Source organism: Epilithonimonas arachidiradicis, from assembly GCF_003610695.1.
Classification (GTDB): domain Bacteria; phylum Bacteroidota; class Bacteroidia; order Flavobacteriales; family Weeksellaceae; genus Epilithonimonas; species Epilithonimonas arachidiradicis.
The window spans coordinates 161,913-182,567 of sequence record NZ_RAQH01000009.1 but is presented as its reverse complement, the minus strand read 5'-3'; the positions used below and the strand labels follow the sequence as shown (position 1 = coordinate 182,567).

17 protein-coding genes are annotated in these 20,655 nt (G+C 36.1%); 11 read left to right on the top strand and 6 right to left on the bottom strand.

Annotated elements, in window-relative coordinates:
- Positions 1 to 64: 64 nt before the first annotated feature.
- Positions 65 to 3,298: a cytochrome c biogenesis protein CcsA gene (locus tag BXY58_RS14330; RefSeq protein WP_120214550.1), complete on the bottom strand. Its 3,234-nt coding sequence runs from the start codon at positions 3,296 to 3,298 to the stop codon at positions 65 to 67.
- Between the two features lie 280 nt (positions 3,299 to 3,578).
- Between BXY58_RS14330 and BXY58_RS14325 the strand changes: the two genes are divergently transcribed.
- Together BXY58_RS14325 and BXY58_RS14320 are read left to right on the top strand one after the other, a co-directional pair.
- Positions 3,579 to 6,059, top strand: a complete 2,481-nt coding sequence (locus BXY58_RS14325) for an FtsK/SpoIIIE family DNA translocase (RefSeq protein ID WP_120214549.1) — start codon at positions 3,579 to 3,581, stop codon at positions 6,057 to 6,059.
- Between the two features lie 153 nt (positions 6,060 to 6,212).
- Positions 6,213 to 6,659, top strand: coding sequence for a phosphohydrolase (locus BXY58_RS14320; RefSeq protein WP_120214548.1), 447 nt, complete (start codon positions 6,213 to 6,215; stop codon positions 6,657 to 6,659).
- Between the two features lie 79 nt (positions 6,660 to 6,738).
- Here BXY58_RS14320 and BXY58_RS14315 read toward each other — a convergent pair whose 3' ends face one another.
- From BXY58_RS14315 to pdhA, 3 genes are all read right to left on the bottom strand, one after another.
- The gene (locus BXY58_RS14315; RefSeq protein WP_120214547.1) at positions 6,739 to 7,476 is read right to left on the bottom strand and encodes a DUF2490 domain-containing protein; all 738 of its coding nucleotides are present in this window, start codon (positions 7,474 to 7,476) and stop codon (positions 6,739 to 6,741) included.
- 453 nt (positions 7,477 to 7,929) lie between these two features.
- Positions 7,930 to 9,540, bottom strand: coding sequence for a pyruvate dehydrogenase complex dihydrolipoamide acetyltransferase (locus tag BXY58_RS14305; RefSeq protein ID WP_120214545.1), 1,611 nt, complete (start codon positions 9,538 to 9,540; stop codon positions 7,930 to 7,932).
- A 96-nt stretch (positions 9,541 to 9,636) separates the two neighbouring features.
- Positions 9,637 to 10,638 (bottom strand): pyruvate dehydrogenase (acetyl-transferring) E1 component subunit alpha, encoded by a 1,002-nt coding sequence (gene pdhA / locus BXY58_RS14300; protein WP_120214581.1) that lies wholly within the window; start codon positions 10,636 to 10,638, stop codon positions 9,637 to 9,639.
- Between the two features lie 319 nt (positions 10,639 to 10,957).
- On the opposite strand from pdhA, the gene BXY58_RS14290 reads away from it, so the two are divergent.
- From BXY58_RS14290 to BXY58_RS14280, 3 genes are read left to right on the top strand one after another with little or no spacing between them, the layout of a single operon-like run.
- Positions 10,958 to 11,557: a phosphatase PAP2 family protein gene (locus tag BXY58_RS14290; RefSeq protein ID WP_120214543.1), complete on the top strand. Its 600-nt coding sequence runs from the start codon at positions 10,958 to 10,960 to the stop codon at positions 11,555 to 11,557.
- Between the two features lie 12 nt (positions 11,558 to 11,569).
- Positions 11,570 to 12,043, top strand: coding sequence for a BlaI/MecI/CopY family transcriptional regulator (locus BXY58_RS14285; protein WP_170144248.1), 474 nt, complete (start codon positions 11,570 to 11,572; stop codon positions 12,041 to 12,043).
- 28 nt (positions 12,044 to 12,071) lie between these two features.
- Positions 12,072 to 13,868, top strand: a complete 1,797-nt coding sequence (locus BXY58_RS14280) for a DUF4153 domain-containing protein (RefSeq protein ID WP_120214541.1) — start codon at positions 12,072 to 12,074, stop codon at positions 13,866 to 13,868.
- 50 nt (positions 13,869 to 13,918) lie between these two features.
- Here BXY58_RS14280 and BXY58_RS14275 read toward each other — a convergent pair whose 3' ends face one another.
- The gene (locus BXY58_RS14275) at positions 13,919 to 14,251 is read right to left on the bottom strand and encodes an RNA recognition motif domain-containing protein (protein WP_120214540.1); all 333 of its coding nucleotides are present in this window, start codon (positions 14,249 to 14,251) and stop codon (positions 13,919 to 13,921) included.
- 180 nt (positions 14,252 to 14,431) lie between these two features.
- On the bottom strand, positions 14,432 to 15,292 hold the full coding sequence (locus BXY58_RS14270) for an aldo/keto reductase (RefSeq protein ID WP_120214539.1): 861 nt from the start codon (positions 15,290 to 15,292) through the stop codon (positions 14,432 to 14,434).
- A gap of 134 nt (positions 15,293 to 15,426) precedes the next feature.
- Between BXY58_RS14270 and BXY58_RS14265 the strand changes: the two genes are divergently transcribed.
- The 6 genes from BXY58_RS14265 to BXY58_RS14240 all read left to right on the top strand — a co-directional run bounded on the left by BXY58_RS14265 (position 15,427) and on the right by BXY58_RS14240 (position 20,628).
- A complete protein-coding gene (locus BXY58_RS14265; RefSeq protein ID WP_120214538.1) occupies positions 15,427 to 16,881 on the top strand; it encodes a T9SS type A sorting domain-containing protein in 1,455 nt (484 codons plus the stop codon).
- A 78-nt stretch (positions 16,882 to 16,959) separates the two neighbouring features.
- Positions 16,960 to 17,520 carry a helix-turn-helix domain-containing protein gene (locus BXY58_RS14260; protein WP_120214537.1) on the top strand — a complete coding sequence of 187 codons (561 nt, stop codon included), beginning with the start codon at positions 16,960 to 16,962 and terminating at the stop codon, positions 17,518 to 17,520.
- A gap of 22 nt (positions 17,521 to 17,542) precedes the next feature.
- Entirely contained in the window at positions 17,543 to 18,091 is a 549-nt protein-coding gene (locus BXY58_RS14255; protein ID WP_120214536.1) for a hypothetical protein, read from the top strand.
- 9 nt (positions 18,092 to 18,100) lie between these two features.
- Positions 18,101 to 18,643, top strand: coding sequence for a helix-turn-helix domain-containing protein (locus BXY58_RS14250; protein ID WP_120214535.1), 543 nt, complete (start codon positions 18,101 to 18,103; stop codon positions 18,641 to 18,643).
- A gap of 88 nt (positions 18,644 to 18,731) precedes the next feature.
- Positions 18,732 to 19,646 (top strand): hypothetical protein, encoded by a 915-nt coding sequence (locus tag BXY58_RS14245; protein WP_120214580.1) that lies wholly within the window; start codon positions 18,732 to 18,734, stop codon positions 19,644 to 19,646.
- A 76-nt stretch (positions 19,647 to 19,722) separates the two neighbouring features.
- Positions 19,723 to 20,628, top strand: coding sequence for an EamA family transporter (locus BXY58_RS14240; protein ID WP_120214534.1), 906 nt, complete (start codon positions 19,723 to 19,725; stop codon positions 20,626 to 20,628).
- The last annotated feature ends 27 nt before the right edge of the window (positions 20,629 to 20,655 follow it).

Sequence of the window (20,655 nt, the reverse complement as noted above, 5' to 3'; positions counted from 1 at the left end):
TTTAATAAAAAAAATAAAAAAACCGAACTTGTTCAAAGTCCGGTTAATTAATTTATGCAAAGCTTTAAGGTTCTACCTGTGTTCTTTTTTCTTGCTTTTCATTGAGCTTTTTATACTTAAACCAAGCGGCTACCGACAATGTGAGCATATAACCCAAGCTGATGTAAACCCAAAGCGGCAGAGGAATTGGATCGCCTTTGGCGTAAGAATGCAATCCTGACAGGTAATAATTCACGCCGAAATAAGTCATTACCATTGAGCAAAATGCAAACATTGTCACCACGTGGAAAGTATATCTACCTCTTAAACCAGGAACCAACCTCATGTGGATTACAAAAGCATAAACCATAATCGAGATGAAAGCCCAGGTTTCTTTCGGGTCCCAGCTCCAATAACGTCCCCAGGATTCGTTAGCCCAAATTCCGCCTAAGAAGTTTCCAATGGTTAATGCTAATAATCCTATGTTTAGAGACATTTCGCTTACGATAGCTAATTCTTTAAGCGTCGTATCATTATGTTTTTTGAAAGTGCCTTTGTTGGCAATCACATAGAAAATCAAAGAAATCATTGCGATCAGCATTGATAAGGAGAAGAATCCATAACTCGAAGTGATGATTGCTACGTGAACTACTAACCAGTAAGATTTAAGAACCGGAACTAGTGGGGTAATTTGTGGATCTAATGCGGAACCTCCGTGCGCAAATCCCATCATAATGACTGCAACCAAGAATCCTGCTGCAGGAATCAAAGTATTGGAGTTTCTATACAATGCATATCCCGCCGAAATCCCTACCCAAGAGATGAAAATAATTGCTTCGTAACCATTACTCCAAGGTGCGTGACCAGAGATGTACCATCTTCCTACCAAACCTAAAAAATGGAAAATATAACCAATCGCGCCAATATAAATTATTCCTTTTACAATATTATGAAGAATTTTACCTGGTTTAAATAATTCTACAAAACCTAAAATCAGAAGCAAACCTCCAATGATTGTATAGAAAATCAACAATTTGAAGTTGATATCCAATGTATTCATCAGCACTTCCAGCTTAACTTTGGTTTCAGAAGGCACTACATTTTTGCCCCATTTCTGCTGATACTCCTCTACTTTCTTCAGTTCTGCATCTGCTTTTGCCCAGCTTCCGCCTTGTGTTGCCATTAGAACACTTGACAAATAGGGTCCTAAAACCGCCTGTGCATTTTCGTCTGCTTCAAAAGTTGGTGTCATCACAGAGTTCCACGTATGATTCGGGTCGTTTTTGACAGGAACCGTTCGGAAGTATTGGTAAGACATTATACCGTTTAAAACTTGTACCTTATCATTTAATTTGATAACCGCTTCATCATATCTTGTTCTTTCAGAAGCTTTTTTTCTGAATGCTTCATTATAATCATCCTCCAAAACGAAATGAAGATTACCGTTTTTATCGGCTGGGAATAATTTGATCAAACTTGTAAAACCTTCATCCGTCGCTTTTGTTTTAGCTTTCAAATCCTTTCCTACTTTACCGGCAGTTTCGATTTTGATGATGTTCACTTGCGCCCAGAACATCGGGTCAATTGTAGCCGCTAAAAACCATTGATTGGCATCCAAATCCTGAAACTTGGAACGGGACGTTAATTTATGTAAAATATCGAGAGCCTGTGTATTAGCAGGAACGATACGACCTTCATAATTCTGGACCAAAAGATAAGCAAACTTGTCTGCGTGCTCTTTGCTGATGGTAATATTCTTCACCATTTCATCAGCATCTATCACCGCAGGATTCTTGTTCGGCGATGTTGGCGCAGCAGCTTCGGAATGAGCATGACCGTCGTGACTGCCGTCTTTGCCGTGCATATCGATTTCCTGAGCATTAAGTCCGAAACTTAATAAAAGTAAAACAACAGCCGCTGCTTTTTTCTTGCTGATGGTTTTCAGCATTTGGTTCAGGCTCCAGAAACGAGAGCCTTTCCAGAACATCGTTACAAACATTCCTAAAAACAAAAATGCATAACCGATATAACTGATCAGAGTTCCCCAAAAATCATGGTTTACAGAAAGAACTGTTCCTTTTCTGTCCGGGTCAAAACTTGCCTGGAAGAATCTATAACCTTTATAATTAAGAACGTGGTTCATATAGATATTGTAAGGCGTTTCCTTCCCTTCATCCACGATTTTAACGTGGGATTCATAAGCTGACGGTGAAGAACTTCCCGGGTAAGTTTCCATCACAAATTTTTCCAATTTAAGGGCGAAAGGCTGCGTGAAGTAAATCTTTGGTCCGAAACCCAACATGATATCGAGACCATCCAGATGTATCTGTTTATAATTATTTGGATTTCCTTTTTCCACTACAAGGTTAACAATTTGCTTTGTTTTTGGTCCGGCAACTTCTACTTTCAGCATATCCGGAACATCTTTATCTTTTTGTTTATCGCCTTCGTAAGCTACCAATTTTCCTGTCTTAGTACCTTCCGGAATTACCAGTTTGAGTTGGTCAATTGTATAAAGACTTCTCAAAACCAAAGGCTGGAACTCATTTTTCTTCGTCGTTCCGGTTGCCTGCGTTGCCATTGTCATATAAGCAGCATCAGTCGGAGTTTTGATATAAAGTTGTCCGTCCTTTTTTTGGAATTCTACGGCACCGTCAATCGCAGTTCTGTTATAACTGACCAAAGTTCCGTTGATATTCTGAACTTCCCCTTCTGCCAAATAGATATTCTGACGACCTCCCATATCGCTGGTAGAAACCAAATGCAAGAATTCTTTCTCATTTCCCGCAACCAAACTATCTTTCTTTCTTTGAATATAATCCAGAGTTTTAATAACAATTTTTTCTTTTCCAAGGAAATCATAAGTCGCTTGGAAATCGTGATGAAGCGGCGACATCAGATAAGGAACATCGTGATAATTCTGCTGTTCTCCTTTTTCTTCGATTTTAATTTTGAAGAAATGCTTGTCGGTTACGATTTCGTTAGAGGTTTCGCCTTCCCGGATGTGCATTGTTCCTTCAAAACTAATGTAACGCGTAATTGCGCCTCCAATAAAAATCAGGACAAATGCCAAGTGGAAAACCAAGATCGGCCACTTTTCTTTTTTGTAAAGCCTGTATCGTCCGATGTTTCCAATGAAGTTAAGAATCAACAAAAACATCACAGCCTCAAACCATTTGGCCTCATAAATCAATGCTTTTGCAGTAGGTGTTCCGTAATCATTTTCGATAAAAGTGGCAACCGCCATAGAAATTGCGAAAACCAGCAACAGAACCGCCATCGTCCGCGTAGAAATAAGAATATCCTGAATCTTTTTCATATGTAGATATCTACTGTTTTTGTTTGTCATATGCAATCGTCCGGCAAAATCTGCTTCTTACTACCACATTTAGCGACGATTTCATTCTGAAAGTTATGATTCGCAAAAATAAGAATGTTAATTTGATTGGACTAATTAAAACCTCGATTTATGATATTTTTCAGATTATCCAACATTTTGGTTTTTAACCTGATTTCGTCACATCCGGTAATCTTTTTTTATTTTAATTTTTAACGGTCAGAAAAAACATTAAATTTGCATCTATTGACGATTTTTGAAAATGAACAAAGAACAAAATACGCCCTCCAATACAAGTAAAATCATATCGAAACCGAGAATTATTTCGGGGGTTACCCTGATAATTTTATCTATCGTTTTGACACTTTCTTTTGCCTCTTATCTGATGAACTGGAAATCTGACCAGAGCCAGGCCGGAACGATGGCCGACAAAACGGTGCAATCTTCCAATATTTTTGGGAAAATCGGAGATTGGCTGGGCAATCTTTTCATTTTTGAAAGCATAGGTGTAGCAGCTTTTGTAGTGGCATTTTTATGTTTTGTTTTTGGAACTTTGGTTTTCAAGAAGAATTATTTCAAGCCCTGGAAGACCATTTCTCACAGTTTATTTTTCATTTGCTGGACTCCGATTTTCTTTGGTGCCGTAACCAATGGCGAAGGCGTTCTCGGTGGTGTTTACGGTTATCAGATTATGGATTATCTTAAATCCTATATCGGTTCTGTTGGACTTTGGATGGTTCTTTTGGTAAGTTTTGCCCTCTATTTTGTTTTGGAATTTAATCTAAGACCAAGTTCTATCAAAAATAAACTGAATGACATTAATGATAATACTTTCGGGAAACTGAAAAGTCTGATGCCTGATTCTGACGATGAATTTGAAGCGGATGAAGAGCTGGAAAAAGAAATTGTTCCTGAAAATATTTCTTCTAAATCAAATCCAGTTAAAACTGACAATGATTTTAGCAATATCAAAGTCACTCAGGATTTTGAGCCAATTAAAACACCAAATCAGACATCTTTCAGAGAAGAAATCATAGAGCCGATAAAAGAATCTGTTCCTGAACCAATCATATTATCTTCTACCCCAACTCCGTCTCAAAAATCAGTTGTGGAGACTCCGGTTGCAAAAACAGAAGATGATTTCTCCTTCAATGTAGAAATCAAAAAAGATGAAGATTTTCCAGTTTCGAACGAACAGCAAAGATCAGAAGATCTGGTTAGCAAACATGGACTGTATGACCACAAATTGGATTTGGCAAAATTCCAAATGCCATCTATAGAATTACTGAAAGATTACGGAAACGAGGAAATCACCATTAATAAAGACGAACTCGAAGAAAATAAGAACCGAATTGTTGGCTTATTGAAAACCTTTAACGTTGGAATTTCTGAAATTAAAGCGACAATTGGTCCAACGGTTACACTTTACGAAATTGTACCGGAAGCTGGGATCCGTGTTGCAGCAATTAAAAAATTACAGGATGATATTGCTTTGAATCTTTCCGCACTTGGAATCAGGATCATCGCACCAATGCCGGGAAAAGGAACAATCGGAATCGAGGTTCCAAGAAAAAACCCAACAATGGTTTCGATGCGTTCGGTTGTAGCTTCGCCGAAATTTCAATCAGCAGATATGGATTTGCCAATCGTTTTTGGACGAACAATTTCCAACGAAGTGTTCGTTGCTGACCTTGCGAAAATGCCTCACCTTTTGATGGCTGGAGCAACAGGCCAAGGAAAATCTGTTGGTATCAATGCAATTCTGACTTCATTGATTTATAAAAAACACCCAAGCGAATTGAAGTTTGTGATGGTTGACCCGAAAAAGGTGGAATTATCACTTTATTCAAAAATTGAAAGACATTATTTAGCAAAATTACCTGATACAGAAGATGCGATTATCACAGACAATGCGAAAGTTATTAATACTCTGAATTCACTTTGTATCGAGATGGATGACCGTTACGAATTGCTGAAAAATGCGTTCTGTAAAAACATCAAAGAGTACAATGCGAAATTTGCTCAAAGAAAACTGAATCCTGAAAATGGTCACAGATACCTGCCTTATATCGTTCTGGTTGTGGACGAATTTGCAGATTTGATTATGACTGCTGGGAAAGAAGTAGAACATCCGATTGCAAGATTAGCACAGTTAGCGAGAGCGATTGGAATTCACTTAATTGTTGCAACTCAAAGACCGTCTGTAAACGTAATCACTGGTATGATCAAAGCGAATTTCCCAGCAAGGGTTGCTTTCCGTGTAATTTCCGGAGTGGATTCCAAGACGATTTTGGATTCGCCTGGTGCCGAGCAGTTGGTTGGAAAAGGAGATATGCTTTATTTTAACGGTAATGATTTGACTCGTTTGCAGTGTGCATTTGTCGATACGCCGGAAGTTGAGAGAATTGCAGAATTCGTCGGGGAACAAAAGGGTTATTCTGATGCTTATCTTCTTCCAGAATATTCCGGAGAAGAAGGCAGTTCAACAGTTGGCGCTTTTGACCCGAACGAGAAAGATGCTTTGTTTGAAGAAGGTGCAAGAATCGTGGTTTCTACACAGCAAGGTTCGACTTCTATGTTGCAAAGACAATTGAAATTAGGCTACAACAGAGCCGGAAGGATTATGGATCAATTGGAAGCAGCTGGCGTTGTTGGCGGCTTCAATGGTGCAAAGGCGAGAGAAGTTTTAATCTCTGACCTTAATTCTCTGGAGCGATTGCTGGATGAGTTGAAAGGACGATAATTTAGATAAAGAAACGCCAAGATTACTTGGCGTTTTTATTTTTATCTTGAGGAAGTATTAAAAATATTATCCCAATAATTAATTTAAAAACTGAAACTTTTCACGCCATCTTTTCATTTTCTTTTCATAATTTCGTTTAAACTTTTATAATAAATGTCCACCCACGAACTCCTCAACAAGGCCATAAAAATCGCTACCAAAGCCCATAAAAAACAAACCGATAAATACGACGCACCATATCTGGGACACGTTTTCCGAGTAATGAATGCCGGCAAAACCATCGATGAAAAGATTGTCGGGATTCTTCACGATGTTGTAGAAGACAATCCAGATTATCCAATAGAATACCTCCGAGAAAAAGGGTTTCCTGAACACATTCTTGAAGCCATCGAATGTCTTACAAAAAGAGAAGAAGAGCATCTGGATTATGATGCCTTTATTGCAAGAATTGAAAAAAGTCCGCTTGCAATTGCTGTAAAATTGAATGACTTAAGAGATAATATGGACTTAACAAGATGCACAGAACTACTGCAGGAAAAAGATTTGAAACGATTCAATAAATATCTGAAAGCTTATCTCTATCTGTCTGAGAAATATTAATCTAAAAACTTTCTCTCGCAGATCTAGCTAATTCAGCAGATTTTAAATTTGCTTTATCTGCTAAATCTGCGAGAGTTTTCTAATCCACCATAGGAATCACAATATCCTTCTCGTCATTCGTTCCATCAATGGTGAAGTTGAGCGCAAAATAAAGAAAGTGAAAATTATCATTGCCTTTGGTGGAAAATTCTCTCTGGAACATATAACCCGTGGTTGCAGACAATGTATGATTGAACTGATAACCAAAACCAGCAAACGTTCTGTTTCTTTTGAAATTTGGGTCCTTGGAACCAAAGAACAATTCCTCAAAAGCATTCACAAAGAAAGTTTTTTCCTGCACTTTATCCTTATTGATAGGCAAAGTAGCGCTCAGCCTGTATCGGAAACGGTTTGCTTCGGTATGTTCACCAGTTTGGCTCGCATAGAAAAAGCGATGTTCAGCGCGGCCTCTGTGATCTAGCTTTAGTCTTCCAAATCTTTGCGTAAAAGTATATTGCAGCCAAAGTCTGAATTCCTCCTGAGAGATCTTCATTTTTTCATAAGTGCCATATCTTCCAAGTCCAACAAATGCCTGATTATTTTTATTCAGGTTATACCCGATCCCGCCTTTGGTCTCATAGTAATCAATCACCGTGTAATCGCGTCTGGCTCTGGCTTGGAGTTCTACATAAGCCATCCATTTCGGATTCATCTTATACGTAAAAGACATCATATTAAAACCAGAAAGGTGATCCTGCCCAAAGGCAAAAATACCTAAAAATAGAAATACAAAACCAAGCTTTTTCACGATGCAAAGATAATCAAATACAACATTCATAATAATAATTTTTTGGGCGTAACCCTTTGTTTTTGCTCACAAACTTTATCACCAAAATCAACATTTCCAGTTCAGCAAAAACAAGCGGGTCGGGCTGTCCACTAATATCTTTTTGTCCAGAACATATCACATCCAAATTAGCATTATTCCATAAGACAAAAAGGATATCCGTTACCATCCCTTACGCAGACTCAACACAGAAACAACATTACTTCTTTTAAAACAGATTGTTTAAACTAAAAATAAGTTGTGTTTTTCTCTAAACAACTTGTTTTAATTAAATTCCAATTGTTTTTTTCTCTAAACAGATTGTTTTAATGAAATACAAATTGTGTTTCTCTGTAAAAACCAAATACAAGTTGTAATTTAATCTAAACAGATTGTTTTTAAATATCACAAAAAAAACCTTTCAACAGAATTGAAAGGTTTTATAAATATTTCGAATATATTATTCTATCCTAATAAAAGCGTCAACGGACTTTCCAGGTAAGTTCTCAACGTTTGCAAGAACTGAGCTCCTGTTGCCCCATCGATTACTCTGTGGTCACAGGCAAGAGACAACTTCATTGTATTTCCAACCACGATTTGTCCGTTTTTCACAATTGGTTTTTCAATAATCGCTCCTACAGATAAGATCGCAGAGTTCGGTTGATTGATAATTGAAGTAAATGTTTCAATTCCGAACATTCCAAGATTAGAAACAGAGAAAGTAGAACCTTCCATTTCGTTAGCTTTAAGCGCTTTGGTTTTAGCTCTTCCAGCCATATCTTTTACCGCTGCAGAAATCTCGTTATAGTTCATAAAGTCTGTATTTTTCAATACAGGAACTACCAATCCGTCTGGAACTGCAACAGCTACACCAACATTGATATTTCCGTGGTGGATGATCTTATCACCTGCCCAAGAGGAATTAACTTGTGGATGTTTTCTTAACGCAACAGCAACCGCTTTGATAACCATATCGTTGAAAGAAACTTTCGTATCTGGAACAGAGTTCATCTCTTTTCTAGCTTCGATCGCTTTATCCATATTGATTTCAACCGTCAAATAGTAATGTGGCGCAGTAAATTTACTTTCTGCCAATCTCTTCGCGATGATGTTTCTCATCTGAGAGTTTGGTGTTTCAGAATCTTCACCTGGTGTGAATGCTAAACTTGGTTGTGCAGACGCTGTTTTTGGAGCAGATGCAGTAGCTGCTGGTTGTGCAGAAGGCTGATAGTTTTCAACATCTTTCTTCACAATTCTACCGTTTTCTCCGGAACCTTTGATAGAAGCGAAATCAATCCCTTTATCCTGAGCTATTTTCTTAGCCAATGGAGAAATTGCTACTCTTTCACCAGTTGATGAAGCAGCAACAGGGGCAGCTTCTTTTTTATCTTCGGTTTTGGTTTCAGCTTTTGATTCTGTTTTTGGAGTGGCAGCTTTTTTACTACCTCCGGAAACTACTGCAGAAACATCAGTACCCGCAGGTCCAATAATTGCTAAAATCTTATCAACTTCAGCAGCTTCACCTTCACCAACACCCTGGAACAATAGTGTTCCGTTGAACTCGGATTCAAAATCCTGAACCGCTTTATCTGTTTCGATTTCTGCAAGGATATCACCTTCTTTCACAGCATCACCAACATTTTTATGCCACTTCGCCACTTTTCCTTCCGTCATTGTATCAGAAAGTCTAGGCATCGTGATGACTTCTACGCCTTCTGGGATATCAGCAGAAGCCGACTCTTCAGCAGCAGGTTCTTTTTTTGCTTCTTCAGCTTTTGGAGCTTCCGGTGTAGAGTTAGCAGCGCTTCCTCCGCTAATTAAAGATGAGATATCTTCTCCTTCTGCTCCAATGATTGCCAAAACAGAATCTACAGGCGCTTGTCCTCCTTCTTCTACTCCGACGTATAATAATGTACCATTCAGTTCTGATTCAAAATCCTGAACGGCTTTATCAGTTTCGATTTCTGCAAGGATGTCGCCTTCTTTCACAGCGTCACCCACTTTTTTGTGCCATTTTGAAACTTTACCTTCCGTCATCGTATCCGATAAACGGGGCATCGTAATTACTTCTGCCATAATTTTTTATTGATTTGAGATTTGAGATTCGAGATTTGAGATTTGAGATTCATTGAATTCAAATTTCAAATTCTTAAATTTCAAATTAATAATATTTTAGTTTTCTAATTTATCAATGAAAGGATAATCCGGTTGAGAATAGATAAAGTCGTAAACCTGAGAAGCATCCGGATATGGAGAACTTTCCATAAACTCGATACATTCTTCTACGAATTCTCTTGATTTTTCGTCAATCGCTTCAAGGTCTTGCTCTGTAGCCCAGTTATTTTCCAAAAGTCTGCTTTTCACAATCTCGATTGGATCTTCCAACTTGTATTGTGCTACTTCTTCTTTAGTTCTGTAAGGCTCGGCATCTGACATAGAGTGACCTCTGTAACGGTATGTTCTAGCCTCGATGAAAGTTGGTCCGTCTCCTCTTCTTGCTCTCTCGATCGCTTCGTAAGCAGCTTCAGCTACTTTTTCCGGATCCATTGCATCTACAGGAAGACAAGGCATCTCGTATCCTAATCCTAATTTATAAATATCCTCGTGGTTGGCAGTTCTCTTAACAGAAGTTCCCATTGCATAGCCGTTGTTCTCACAAACGAATACTACAGGAAGTTTCCAGTTCATTGCCATATTGAAAGTCTCATGAAGTGAACCCTGACGAACAGCGCCATCCCCCATAAAACAGATGTTAACGGCTTTTCTGTCAAAATATTTGTCTGCGAAGGCGATACCAGCTCCCAAAGGAATCTGTCCACCTACGATACCGTGTCCACCATAAAAGCGGTGCTCTTTGCTGAAAATATGCATAGAACCACCCATACCTTTGGATGTTCCGGTTGCTTTACCACAAAGCTCAGCCATAATTCTTTTCGGATCAACGCCCATTGCCATTGGGTGGATGTGACATCTGTACGCAGTAATCATACTGTCTTTTGTCAAATCCATTGCGTGGGTAAAACCTGCCGGAATCGCTTCCTGACCGTTATATAGATGTAAAAAACCTCTGATTTTTTGTTTTAAGTAAAGAGAACGGCATTTGTCTTCAAACCTTCTCCACATCGTCATATCCTCGTACCATTTAAGGTAGACTTCTTTAGAAAATTCTTTCATTGTTTTTTCGAAATATGTAGCAAAAATAAGAAAAAAATCCTTTTTTATTGTTAGCATAGAATTATATTTTTGTAATGCCTAATAAATATCACATTGGCGAGCATTTTCTGTGAAAGGGAAATTTTTCTACCGGGCGCAGCGCGTGAGCGATGGCAGCGCTATCCTTTTTGTTTTTTGGGAACTATGTTCCTGAAAAACAAAAAGATAATAGCGGACAGCGCGGCCCGCTTGTTTTTCTGCGGTGGACAAATGCGGTGGAAAAACAAAGGGACACGCCCCAATATTTATTTTTTGTATATTGACACCGAAACTTATCTGAATGGAAATCAATAGTCCTTTTATTCTCAAAATATCGAAAGTGATTTCGAATTTTTTTAACCCGTTGGTTTCTCTTGTTATCTACTTTTTTTATTACAGCTACAGGAATTACACCTGGGAAGAGGCTTCGAAAAAGTTTGTACCGATTTTGCTGCTCTTGATTATTCCCATTGCGATCTGGATCTACAGAAATGTGAAAAAAGGAAATTATACGAATATGGATGTTTCTAACCGGAAACAACGCCATTCTCTATATGTTTTTATCATTGTTGCGACGATTATTTTTCTGGCTGTGGATTATTTTCTGCACCGGGAAATCGACTGGACAATTCTGATGCTATGCATCTTGCTGATCCTGATGCAAATCAGTAATTTTTTCATCAAAAGCTCGATGCATACCAGTCTGAACATCTATGTTGCGGCTTTGTTTTCCGCTATTAATCCAATGATTGGAGTCTTCTGGTTTCTGCTGTCAGTTGTGATTGGAATTACCCGAGTTATTCTGAAAAGGCATACGCCGCAAGAAGTGATATCTGGCGCTGTGATTGCTATTTTTGTATCTTTGGTTTACCTGATAATGGTAAAAGCGATTATCTTCTAAAAAATATTTATGATGCTACAAACTTTAACCCCGTCTGAAGAAGAAGTGATGCAGATCATCTGGAAGGAAGGCCAAATCTACTTCCGCGACCTGATGAACATCTTCCCAGAACCTAAACCTCATCAAAATACGGTTTCCACATTCCTAAAAATACTGGTAGAAAAGCATTATCTGAATGTGGAAAAACAAGGCAGAATTTATCTTTACAGACCTGCTGTAGAATTTGTAGATTACAGGAAGTTTGTATTGAAAAGATTTTTGGAGAATTATTTTAATAATTCGGGAGGTGAGCTTTTCAATATTTTGCTGGATGAGGAACTAATTACTGCAGGAGATTTTGAAAATTCTATCAAATCCAGAGCGGTTTTTGCTACAAAGCCCAAGCATGAGAATCATATTCAGGATTTTATTAAAGAAATAACCAGCGATAAAAAATCCAAGAAGAAGGAGAAAGACAAAAAGAAGAAAAAAGATAAAAAGAAATAACTTTTTCTTATAAATAAAACTCAAACAGATGATTCAGAAATTAAACGACATATTCGGGAAAGCTTTATATGCAATCCGGCAATACCCTTTGGTTTTGCTGATGGCATTGGCAGCGTCGGTTTGCCTGATGCAGATTGCTGAACAAAACTTCCGCACCAGCGAAAAGGTTTTCACATTAACAAAATTTGCGTTGGTTTCCTGCCTGGGAATCTCGTTGATGTTTGGTTTGAAAATCCTCTCACAAAGAATAGGAAAGCAGCTCCTATTGGAACTTAGTGGCATAATTTTTCTTGTTCTACTCTATTTTCTTTTGCCAAAACTAGAGAAAGACTTTACGGAAGTTTATGCATTTTTGCTCGTTCCGACCTATATCTTATCACATCTTTTTGTTTCATTTGCGGTGTTTTTCAGAAAGAAAACTGAAATGGATTTTTGGCAATATAACAAGAATCTTTTCATCAACATTTTCCTTACAGCAGTTTTCACAGGCGTTTTCACAGGCGGCGTAGAATTGGCCATCGTTGCTGTAGACAAGCTTTTTGATTTTAATTTTAATGATAAAATTTATCTGAGAGTATTTTATCTATTCGCAATTTTCGGTAGCTGTCTTATCTTTTTATTATTCAATGAAAAAGGATTAGAATATTTGGAAAAAGAAGGAACTTACCCTGTTGTTCTGAAATTTTTCACACAATATATTCTCATTCCACTCCTTATAATATATGTAGTCATCCTATATTTTTATTCCGGTAAGATTCTGTTGAATTGGGAATTGCCTCGAGGTTGGGTTTCGTACCTGATTCTTGCCTATTCCATCGTAGGGATTTTGGCGATTTTACTAGTTCATCCGTTGAAAGAAAATTCTGCAAAATCGTGGGTCAAAATGTTTTCCAGGATTTTCTACTTTACGCTGATTCCTTTATTGATTTTGCTATTCACAGCAATTTTCACGAGGATTCTGGAATATGGATATACCGAGCCAAGATATTACGTTTTACTTTTGGCGATTTGGCTTGTAACCATAGTTTTTTATTTTATTACTAATAAAAATTCTAACATCAAATTCATCCCGATCAGTCTTTTTGCTTTTGGTTTATTTTCTTTGATTTTTCCTTATTTCAATACATTTTCGGTTGCGAAAAGAAGTCAGGAAAATCAATTGATGAAGGTTTTGACTGATAACAAATTATTAACCCCGAACCAAAAAATTAACTTCAAAAAGTCAGTTGCAGACAGCGTTGTGACAAAAATCGGAAACGAGTTTGTGTTTCTCACCAAGAGAAGTCGTAAAGATTTTTTATTAAATTTAATTGACACTCAAAAGAGTAAAGACCTCACAAAAAATATTAATGAAAAGAATTTTTGGAGTGTCAACTCTGACATTTACTATAGTTTTTCTGATATCAAAAAAACTGCAAAATACGCTTCCGATTATGACCGGTTAGAAGTCATCTCGGATCAGAATGTCATCAATGTAAAAGATTATCAATACGTTTTTTACTTTAACAGATACAACCACGGTAATAAAAAAATTGGTAACGATACGTTTGAAATCTATGACCGAGTTACCGATGAAAATCCTCAGTTCAAAGTCATTTTAAATTCTGATGAAGAAGCTGATTTTTCTTCATTAATAAAAGATCTGGTAAAGAAATACAAAGGGAAAGCAGGAAAAGTCAACGTTCCGGAAATGTCTATGGAAGCTGATCTTGGCAATTATCATCTGAAAATGATCCTAGGAAGTTTTTCAATAGAACAATACAGGAGCAATACTTATCCAAATGTAAGTTATGATGATGCTTACCTGCTCATCCGAAAGAAATAAAAAAAGCGATCAAAAATATGATCGCTTCTATTTTTTCATAAAAGAAGATATTACCAACGGTTTCCACCACCACGGTTTCCGCCTCTATCTCCACCACCGTAACCACCGCCACGGTTGTTATCGAAAGATCTTCTTGGCTTTTCTTCTCTTGGTCTAGCTTCTGTTACGTTAAGAGTTTTACCATTAAATTCTTTTTGGTTCAATGCGTCAACAGCTTGTTGACCTTCAGCATCGCCCATTTCTACGAAACCAAATCCTTTTGATCTCCCAGTTTCTCTGTCTGTGATAATCTTAGCAGAGGAAACTTGTCCAAATTCTTCGAATAATTCTTGCAACTGGTAATCTTTAGTTGCGTAATTGATGTTTGAAACAAAAATGTTCATTTTAAAAAAATTAAGTTATAATGTTGTTTTAATCATTATAAAGGAAAAACAACAAGCCTGAATGAACAAATTATTGATTTCGATATAATAATACCGCAAGATACAATTAATTTTGAAATATCATTAATGAATTATTATTAATATTGAAACATTCTTAAAATCAGCAGCTTAAAAACTTATCTAATCCACTTCTTTCCCTTTAATCGCTTCCAATATTCTGAACCAATCTTCTATTTCCAGATTAATTGATAAAGATTGATTCAGCACTTTAATTGTTTCTGCCTGTGAGGTTCCAATAACAGGAATGATTCTGGCAGGATGTTTCAGGATAAATGCTAATAATACTTGATTTTCTTGAGCGTTATATTTCTGGCAAAGAATTTCGATTATGTTTTTAATTCTTATATTCTGTATAGTTTTTTCAGTGAAATAATTTCCCATAACCGACCAGGCTGTAGGTCTCAGATTTCTCAGTATCAACTGATCCAAAATTCCATTATCAAAAGCAGCGATCTCATTCACAGAAACTTCAATCTGATTAGTAACTAATGGAAAATATCGATTGATTAATTCAAATTGAGAAACCGAAAAATTACTTACACCAAAATGTTTCACTTTTCCCTGATCTTTTAAAATTTGAAATGTATCAGCAATTTCTTCAGGATTCATTAGCGGTGACGGACGGTGCAATAATAAAACATCCAGATAATCTGTTTTTAAATTCTTCAAACTTCCATCAACACAACTTTGAATGTAGTCAGAATCGTAATTATAATATTTGAGAGGAGAAGGTTTCTTTCCAGAATTCATTACAATGCCACACTTAGAGATAAACTGAACTTTATCTCTATCGATATCCATTTCTTTCCAGGCATTTCCAAAAAGTTCCTCGGTGGTATGACCGCCATAGATGTCGGCGTGATCGAATGTTGTGATATTTTCTTCCAGACAAACGTCAATCAACTTCTGAACTTCTTTTTCGGAATGATTTGCTCCCCAAATCCCCCAACGCATTGTGCCGGCAATAATTTCTGAAAACATACTAAAAAATTTTCACAAATATATTAGGTTGAAAATAAAATACATTATCTAAATTTGATAACAGAAAATTTTTCTATTATGATATCGCAACAGTTGCGATATTATAAGACGTTTAAAAGAATAAAAATTTGCTTATGAAAAAAATGACACTTTTTTTTGTGGGTTGCTGCGCTTTTCTTAACGCACAATTCACAAGTCCGGGCAACGGAACCAGCTACACATTGACAAGTTTATCGGCTGCGGCACCAACAGTTTTGGTTAAAAATGGCACAGATTACAATTTGACGGCTGACCTTACACTTTCTGCAACGGACAAACTTCTTATTGATGAAAATACAACATTGAAAGTAAATTCTGGCGTTGGCATTTTCGTTTATGGAGAATACAAAACAACAGCAACTAATTTTACAATCACAGCAAGCGATATCACAGCGCCTTACAGAGGAATCCGTTTTGAGGAAGGATCTGTAGCTGAAATGAAAAATACCCGAGTTGAATATGGTGGTGGTGTTCGTGTCCTGACAACGGGATTCTTGATGGACAATTGTATTCTTTATAAAAATAATAATTCTCTTAGTGGTTCCACCGGCAGCCTTGCAAGTAGCGCAGCATTAGCACTGTTTCAAGGTGGAGGTCACGTGGTAAAAAACTCACAGTTTTTGGAAAACTCCAGAGCAGGCATCAATTCCGGTGCGTCCGGAGCTGTCTCCATAGACATCATTAACAATTATTTCTACGGAAATAATACCGATAACGGGAATTATCCTCAAATCAATATGGGTCCTGCAGGTGTAGATTCTACCAGAGTTATTAATAATGAAATTATTGGAAACAGAGCTATTACAAAATCCGGAGGGATATCGGTTTCCGGCTTATTGGGTGGAACTAACAGATTCCGCATAGAAGGAAACACGGTGAAAGATAACCGTTATGGGATTACACATCAAGGCGCCGGAAGCTCGGGAATTATCAGAAATAATATTATTGAAAATAATAACACCGAAAATAATCCTAACCTTGGAGGAAGCGGAATTTCTTTGACAGGAACTCAGAAAGTAATCGTGAGAGATAACCAAATCCGGGGCAATCTCTGGGGAATCACCATTTTGAGCAATGCAGTTATCGACTTGGGAACTGACGATGATCATGGAAACAATATTTTCAAAAACAATATAAACGCTGGAAACACTGTGGCCTTTTTCAACAACACGCCGGCTACTGTCAATGCAATCGGAAATTGCTGGAGAGAGGATGAACTTTCTAATGATGCAATGGTGCAATCTGTTATCGGAAGTGTGAACCCGAATACAGTTAATTTCAAGCCATACAATTGTGCGGAAACTTTAGCTGTCTCTGATGTTTCGAAATCGAAACTGAGTGTTTACCCTAATCCGAGTAAAAACCATTTCTTCTTGGAAACTGAAAATGCCGGGAATATTGTAATCCAGGATATTAGCGGAAAAGTTGTTTTCTCTTCTATTGTTAATAAAGGTAGAAACGAAATCAATACCAATCTGCAATCGGGTGTTTATATCATCACGCAACAATCTGAAGGTAAAAAATCAAATACCAAATTGATTATTAAATAATTAATCTAAAATAAATCTTAGAAAGCATCACAACTCGTGGTGCTTTTTTTTGATTAAAATTTCCAGTAAATTCGTGAGATGAAAATTGCTATCAAAAATATGGTTTGCAACCGCTGCATTGCTGCGGTGGAATCGATATTTGAGGATTTGAAAATTGATGTTAATCAAATTTCATTAGGCGAAGTTGAAACCAAAAATGAGATTTCTGACAAAGGACTTCAAACCTTGAACTTGAAACTCAAATCAACTGGATTTGAAATTCTGGAAAATTCTTCTAAAAAACAAATCGAGAAAATTAAAACCTTGATGATTCAGAAAATTGCGGAAGAAGATCTGGGCGATGATTTTATTTTGTCAGAATTCTTGAGTTCAGAATTACATAGAGATTACAGTTCTATTTCCAAGCTTTTTTCTCAGAATGAAAACGTGACGTTGGAGCAATACTTCATTCTTCAAAAGATTGAAAAAGTGAAAGAACTATTGCTTTACAAAGAATTGAATTTGACAGAAATTTCACAAAAACTGGGTTACAAAAGTGTTCAGCATCTTTCTAATCAGTTTAAGAAAATCACAGGCTTCTCTCCTACTCAGTTTCTGAATTCTAAAGAGAAAAAGAGGATTGCTTTGGATAAGGTTTGATTAAATATTACAATATCAATATATGAAAAAACACACAATTTTATTTTTATTGACTTTATATTTATCAAGTTGTAATACACAAAATAATTATAAAGCAGTATTAATTCCTTTCAAAAATTACACTGAGAATTTTTCACCATTTTTAAGTACTGATTTAATCAAAACGAATACAATTTATAAATTTTGGTTTTTTGAGTCAAAATCTGTAGATAAACTACTTATTATTGAACTGAATGAAGAGAATGTTTATAAATCTCAACTTATAGAATTCGGAGAAAAAATTAATGGAAACAAAAAAATTAAAGTCTTTGATATTAAACAAATAAATCCTAATAGTGGACACGATGTTCTTTTTAAATTTTTAAAGGAAAATAATTTAGAAACGAAAATTGATGAAAGTAATGAATTAGCCTTAGACGAACCTTTATATAATTATATTATTGAATGGAAAGATGAAAATTCCAATAAAATAAAGAGAACAAAAATATCTTTACCTCAATCAGAGATTAATAGTGAAAATAATAAACTTAAGATTATTAATTATATAAAGTCTGAATATAAATTAAGATAAAATTTAAATTTGCCATCCAAAGTCAAAACCCTTCGCGAAGCCAAAAACCTAACTCAAACCGAGCTAGCGGAAAAATCCGGACTTTCTTTAAGAACTATCCAAAGGATTGAGTCCGGAAATATCCCAAAAGGTTTTACTTTGAAAGCCATTGCGCAGACTTTGGAAACCGAACCGGAAAATCTATTCTCAAAGGAAAAAGAAAATATCTCAATCGACAGAGCAAAACTCATTAATCTCTCCGCTTTGGCAGGATTGATTATTCCTTTTGGCGGGATTATTTTTCCAGCGATTTTGACTTACAAAACTCAGGATTCTCTCAATCGAGAATTAGGAAAAAGTATTATTTGTGTTCAGATTATTTTGGCATTTATTATTTCCGTTTTATTAATTTTAAGTCCGTTTATTCAGCATTGGTTTTCTATCAAATTTCCACTGTTTTTAATTCCATTAATTGCTTTTATCGTCATCAAACTTTGTATTGTTATCAAAAACGGAATTAGCCTCAACCAAAACAACACACTTTCTATAAAACTGAAAAACAACTTCTTATAAACCAAGTCATAAAACTGACGTAAAATTGTCATATCATTTTTTATTCAAATTCAGTTTCAAAAACCGAATCTTGCAGAAAAATTGGACAATGAAACTTTTTAAGAAATTAGCTTTAGGATTTGTAGCCATTTTGGTTTTGATAGTGGTAGGCGGATATATTTATTTCGACCAAAAATTTACGCCAGAAGAAAACTATTTAACTGTCAAAAATGAAAGTGGAATTATTCCCATCACTTGGTTGGGAAATGAGAAAAACGTGTTGCTTCTTCCGATTCATTTTTCTGGAAATCCGGAAACTTATTATTTGCAATTTGACACAGGTTCGCCTTACACCGTATTTTATTCGAATCAAATTAAAAACATCAAAGAAATTTCTATCAATAATGAAAAGGCTGAAACTTCTTTCTATATTGGAAAAACTGAAATCTCATCAAACCGATTTAAAATATTTACTAAAGAAAAAAACGAAGAAAAAGATACCATCAAAATCATTGGAACGATTGGTTGTGATGTTTTAGAAGACCGAAAAACCGTGATTAATTTTAAAAGCAACCAAGTTGTTTTTAATTTGAATCAAATCCCGAATGGATTTAAAAATCAATTGTTCGATTTCAAATTCAAAAAAAGAAGAATCATTATTTCCGGAAAATTGAAAGGCGAAGAAAGAAAATTCCTATACGACTCTGGAACCAGCGCTTACGAATTACTGACTTACAAAGAAGAATGGCAAAATCTGAAAACGCCAAATTCAAAAATCAATATCGAAAAAGCACAGTCTTGGAACAATGTTCTGACAACGTACACGACTGACTGTAACGAAAATATCACATTCAAAAATCTGCAGATTCCTGTAAAACAAATCACATATGTTGAAGGTTTTTCCGATGCGCAGTTTTCTATGATGAAGTTCTCAGGAATGACGGGAATGCTGGGAAACAAAATCTTTCTGAGTAATAGTATTTTTATCGATTGTGGAGATAATAAAATCGGAATTATAGATTGAGGAAATCAATAGTTTTATAGAGAATTTCCAGCAAAAGTTACCTATTTTTGCAATTGATTCCAAACGAAACAACGACTTGAACAATCTTCGACATTATCTGGCTGCTATTTTAGCATTTTCTATTTGGGGAACTTTTAGTTTGGTGCTGAAACCACTTCATTCTTACGCATCTTCGGACATTCTTTTTTACAGGGTTTTCAGTTGTGCATTGATAATGTCGCTGGTTTCGATTCTTTTCAAAAGAGAAAAACTGAAACAGAACTTAAATTATTTCAAATCCATTTCTAAAAAAGCGAAAAGAAAAACGATTATTGTTAATGTCGGAAGCAGTATTTTGTTGACCGCGAATTGGTTTTCATTTATCTATGTGATGAATCACGTGAGCGTTCGTGCAACGTCGGTCGCTTATTTAGTTTGCCCGATTATCACCACGATTCTGGCTTATTTTATATTGAAAGATAAACTGAGTAAACTTCAGTGGTTATCAGTTTTTCTGAGCTTAGTCGGCTGCATTTTATTGTCGTGCACCAATATTTTGGATATGTTTTACAGCAGCTTAATTGGCTTCACATATGCGGCATATCTGGTTTGTCAAAGCCAAAATAAGCAATTCGATAAGTTTCTGATTCTGAATTTCCATATTGTCATTTCAGCTTTGATTTTGTTGCCGTTTTTTCCGGCTTATTCGGGGCCAGTTCCTACGGAATTCAAATTTTATTTCTTTGTCGAGATTATTGCAGTAATGTACACGATTGTCCCATTATTACTGAATCTGTTTGCCTTAACAGGAATAGCTTCTTCAAAAGTCGGAATGATTCTGAATATCAATCCAATCATCGCATTCATCTTAGCCAGTACAGTTTATGGCGAACCATTGAATCTGATTCAGATTTGTGCTTATTCATTGATATTTGTTGCTGTAATCGTTTTCAACGCGAAAGAGATTTTCAGATTGAATCAAGAAAAAGTGAAATTATCTTAATTAATTCATAAAACTCAGGCAACCCTG

Excerpts from the sequence above, each read along its gene's own strand:
- BXY58_RS14330 (WP_120214550.1), bottom strand. The coding sequence starts at position 3,298 with ATGAAAAAGATTCAGGATATTCTTATTTCTACGCGGACGATGGCGGTT.
- BXY58_RS14325 (WP_120214549.1), top strand. The coding sequence starts at position 3,579 with ATGAACAAAGAACAAAATACGCCCTCCAATACAAGTAAAATCATATCG.
- BXY58_RS14320 (WP_120214548.1), top strand. The coding sequence starts at position 6,213 with ATGTCCACCCACGAACTCCTCAACAAGGCCATAAAAATCGCTACCAAA.
- BXY58_RS14315 (WP_120214547.1), bottom strand. The coding sequence starts at position 7,476 with ATGAATGTTGTATTTGATTATCTTTGCATCGTGAAAAAGCTTGGTTTT.
- BXY58_RS14305 (WP_120214545.1), bottom strand. The coding sequence starts at position 9,540 with ATGGCAGAAGTAATTACGATGCCCCGTTTATCGGATACGATGACGGAA.
- pdhA (WP_120214581.1), bottom strand. The coding sequence starts at position 10,638 with ATGAAAGAATTTTCTAAAGAAGTCTACCTTAAATGGTACGAGGATATG.
- BXY58_RS14290 (WP_120214543.1), top strand. The coding sequence starts at position 10,958 with ATGGAAATCAATAGTCCTTTTATTCTCAAAATATCGAAAGTGATTTCG.
- BXY58_RS14285 (WP_170144248.1), top strand. The coding sequence starts at position 11,570 with ATGCTACAAACTTTAACCCCGTCTGAAGAAGAAGTGATGCAGATCATC.
- BXY58_RS14280 (WP_120214541.1), top strand. The coding sequence starts at position 12,072 with ATGATTCAGAAATTAAACGACATATTCGGGAAAGCTTTATATGCAATC.
- BXY58_RS14275 (WP_120214540.1), bottom strand. The coding sequence starts at position 14,251 with ATGAACATTTTTGTTTCAAACATCAATTACGCAACTAAAGATTACCAG.
- BXY58_RS14270 (WP_120214539.1), bottom strand. The coding sequence starts at position 15,292 with ATGTTTTCAGAAATTATTGCCGGCACAATGCGTTGGGGGATTTGGGGA.
- BXY58_RS14265 (WP_120214538.1), top strand. The coding sequence starts at position 15,427 with ATGAAAAAAATGACACTTTTTTTTGTGGGTTGCTGCGCTTTTCTTAAC.
- BXY58_RS14260 (WP_120214537.1), top strand. The coding sequence starts at position 16,960 with ATGAAAATTGCTATCAAAAATATGGTTTGCAACCGCTGCATTGCTGCG.
- BXY58_RS14255 (WP_120214536.1), top strand. The coding sequence starts at position 17,543 with ATGAAAAAACACACAATTTTATTTTTATTGACTTTATATTTATCAAGT.
- BXY58_RS14245 (WP_120214580.1), top strand. The coding sequence starts at position 18,732 with ATGAAACTTTTTAAGAAATTAGCTTTAGGATTTGTAGCCATTTTGGTT.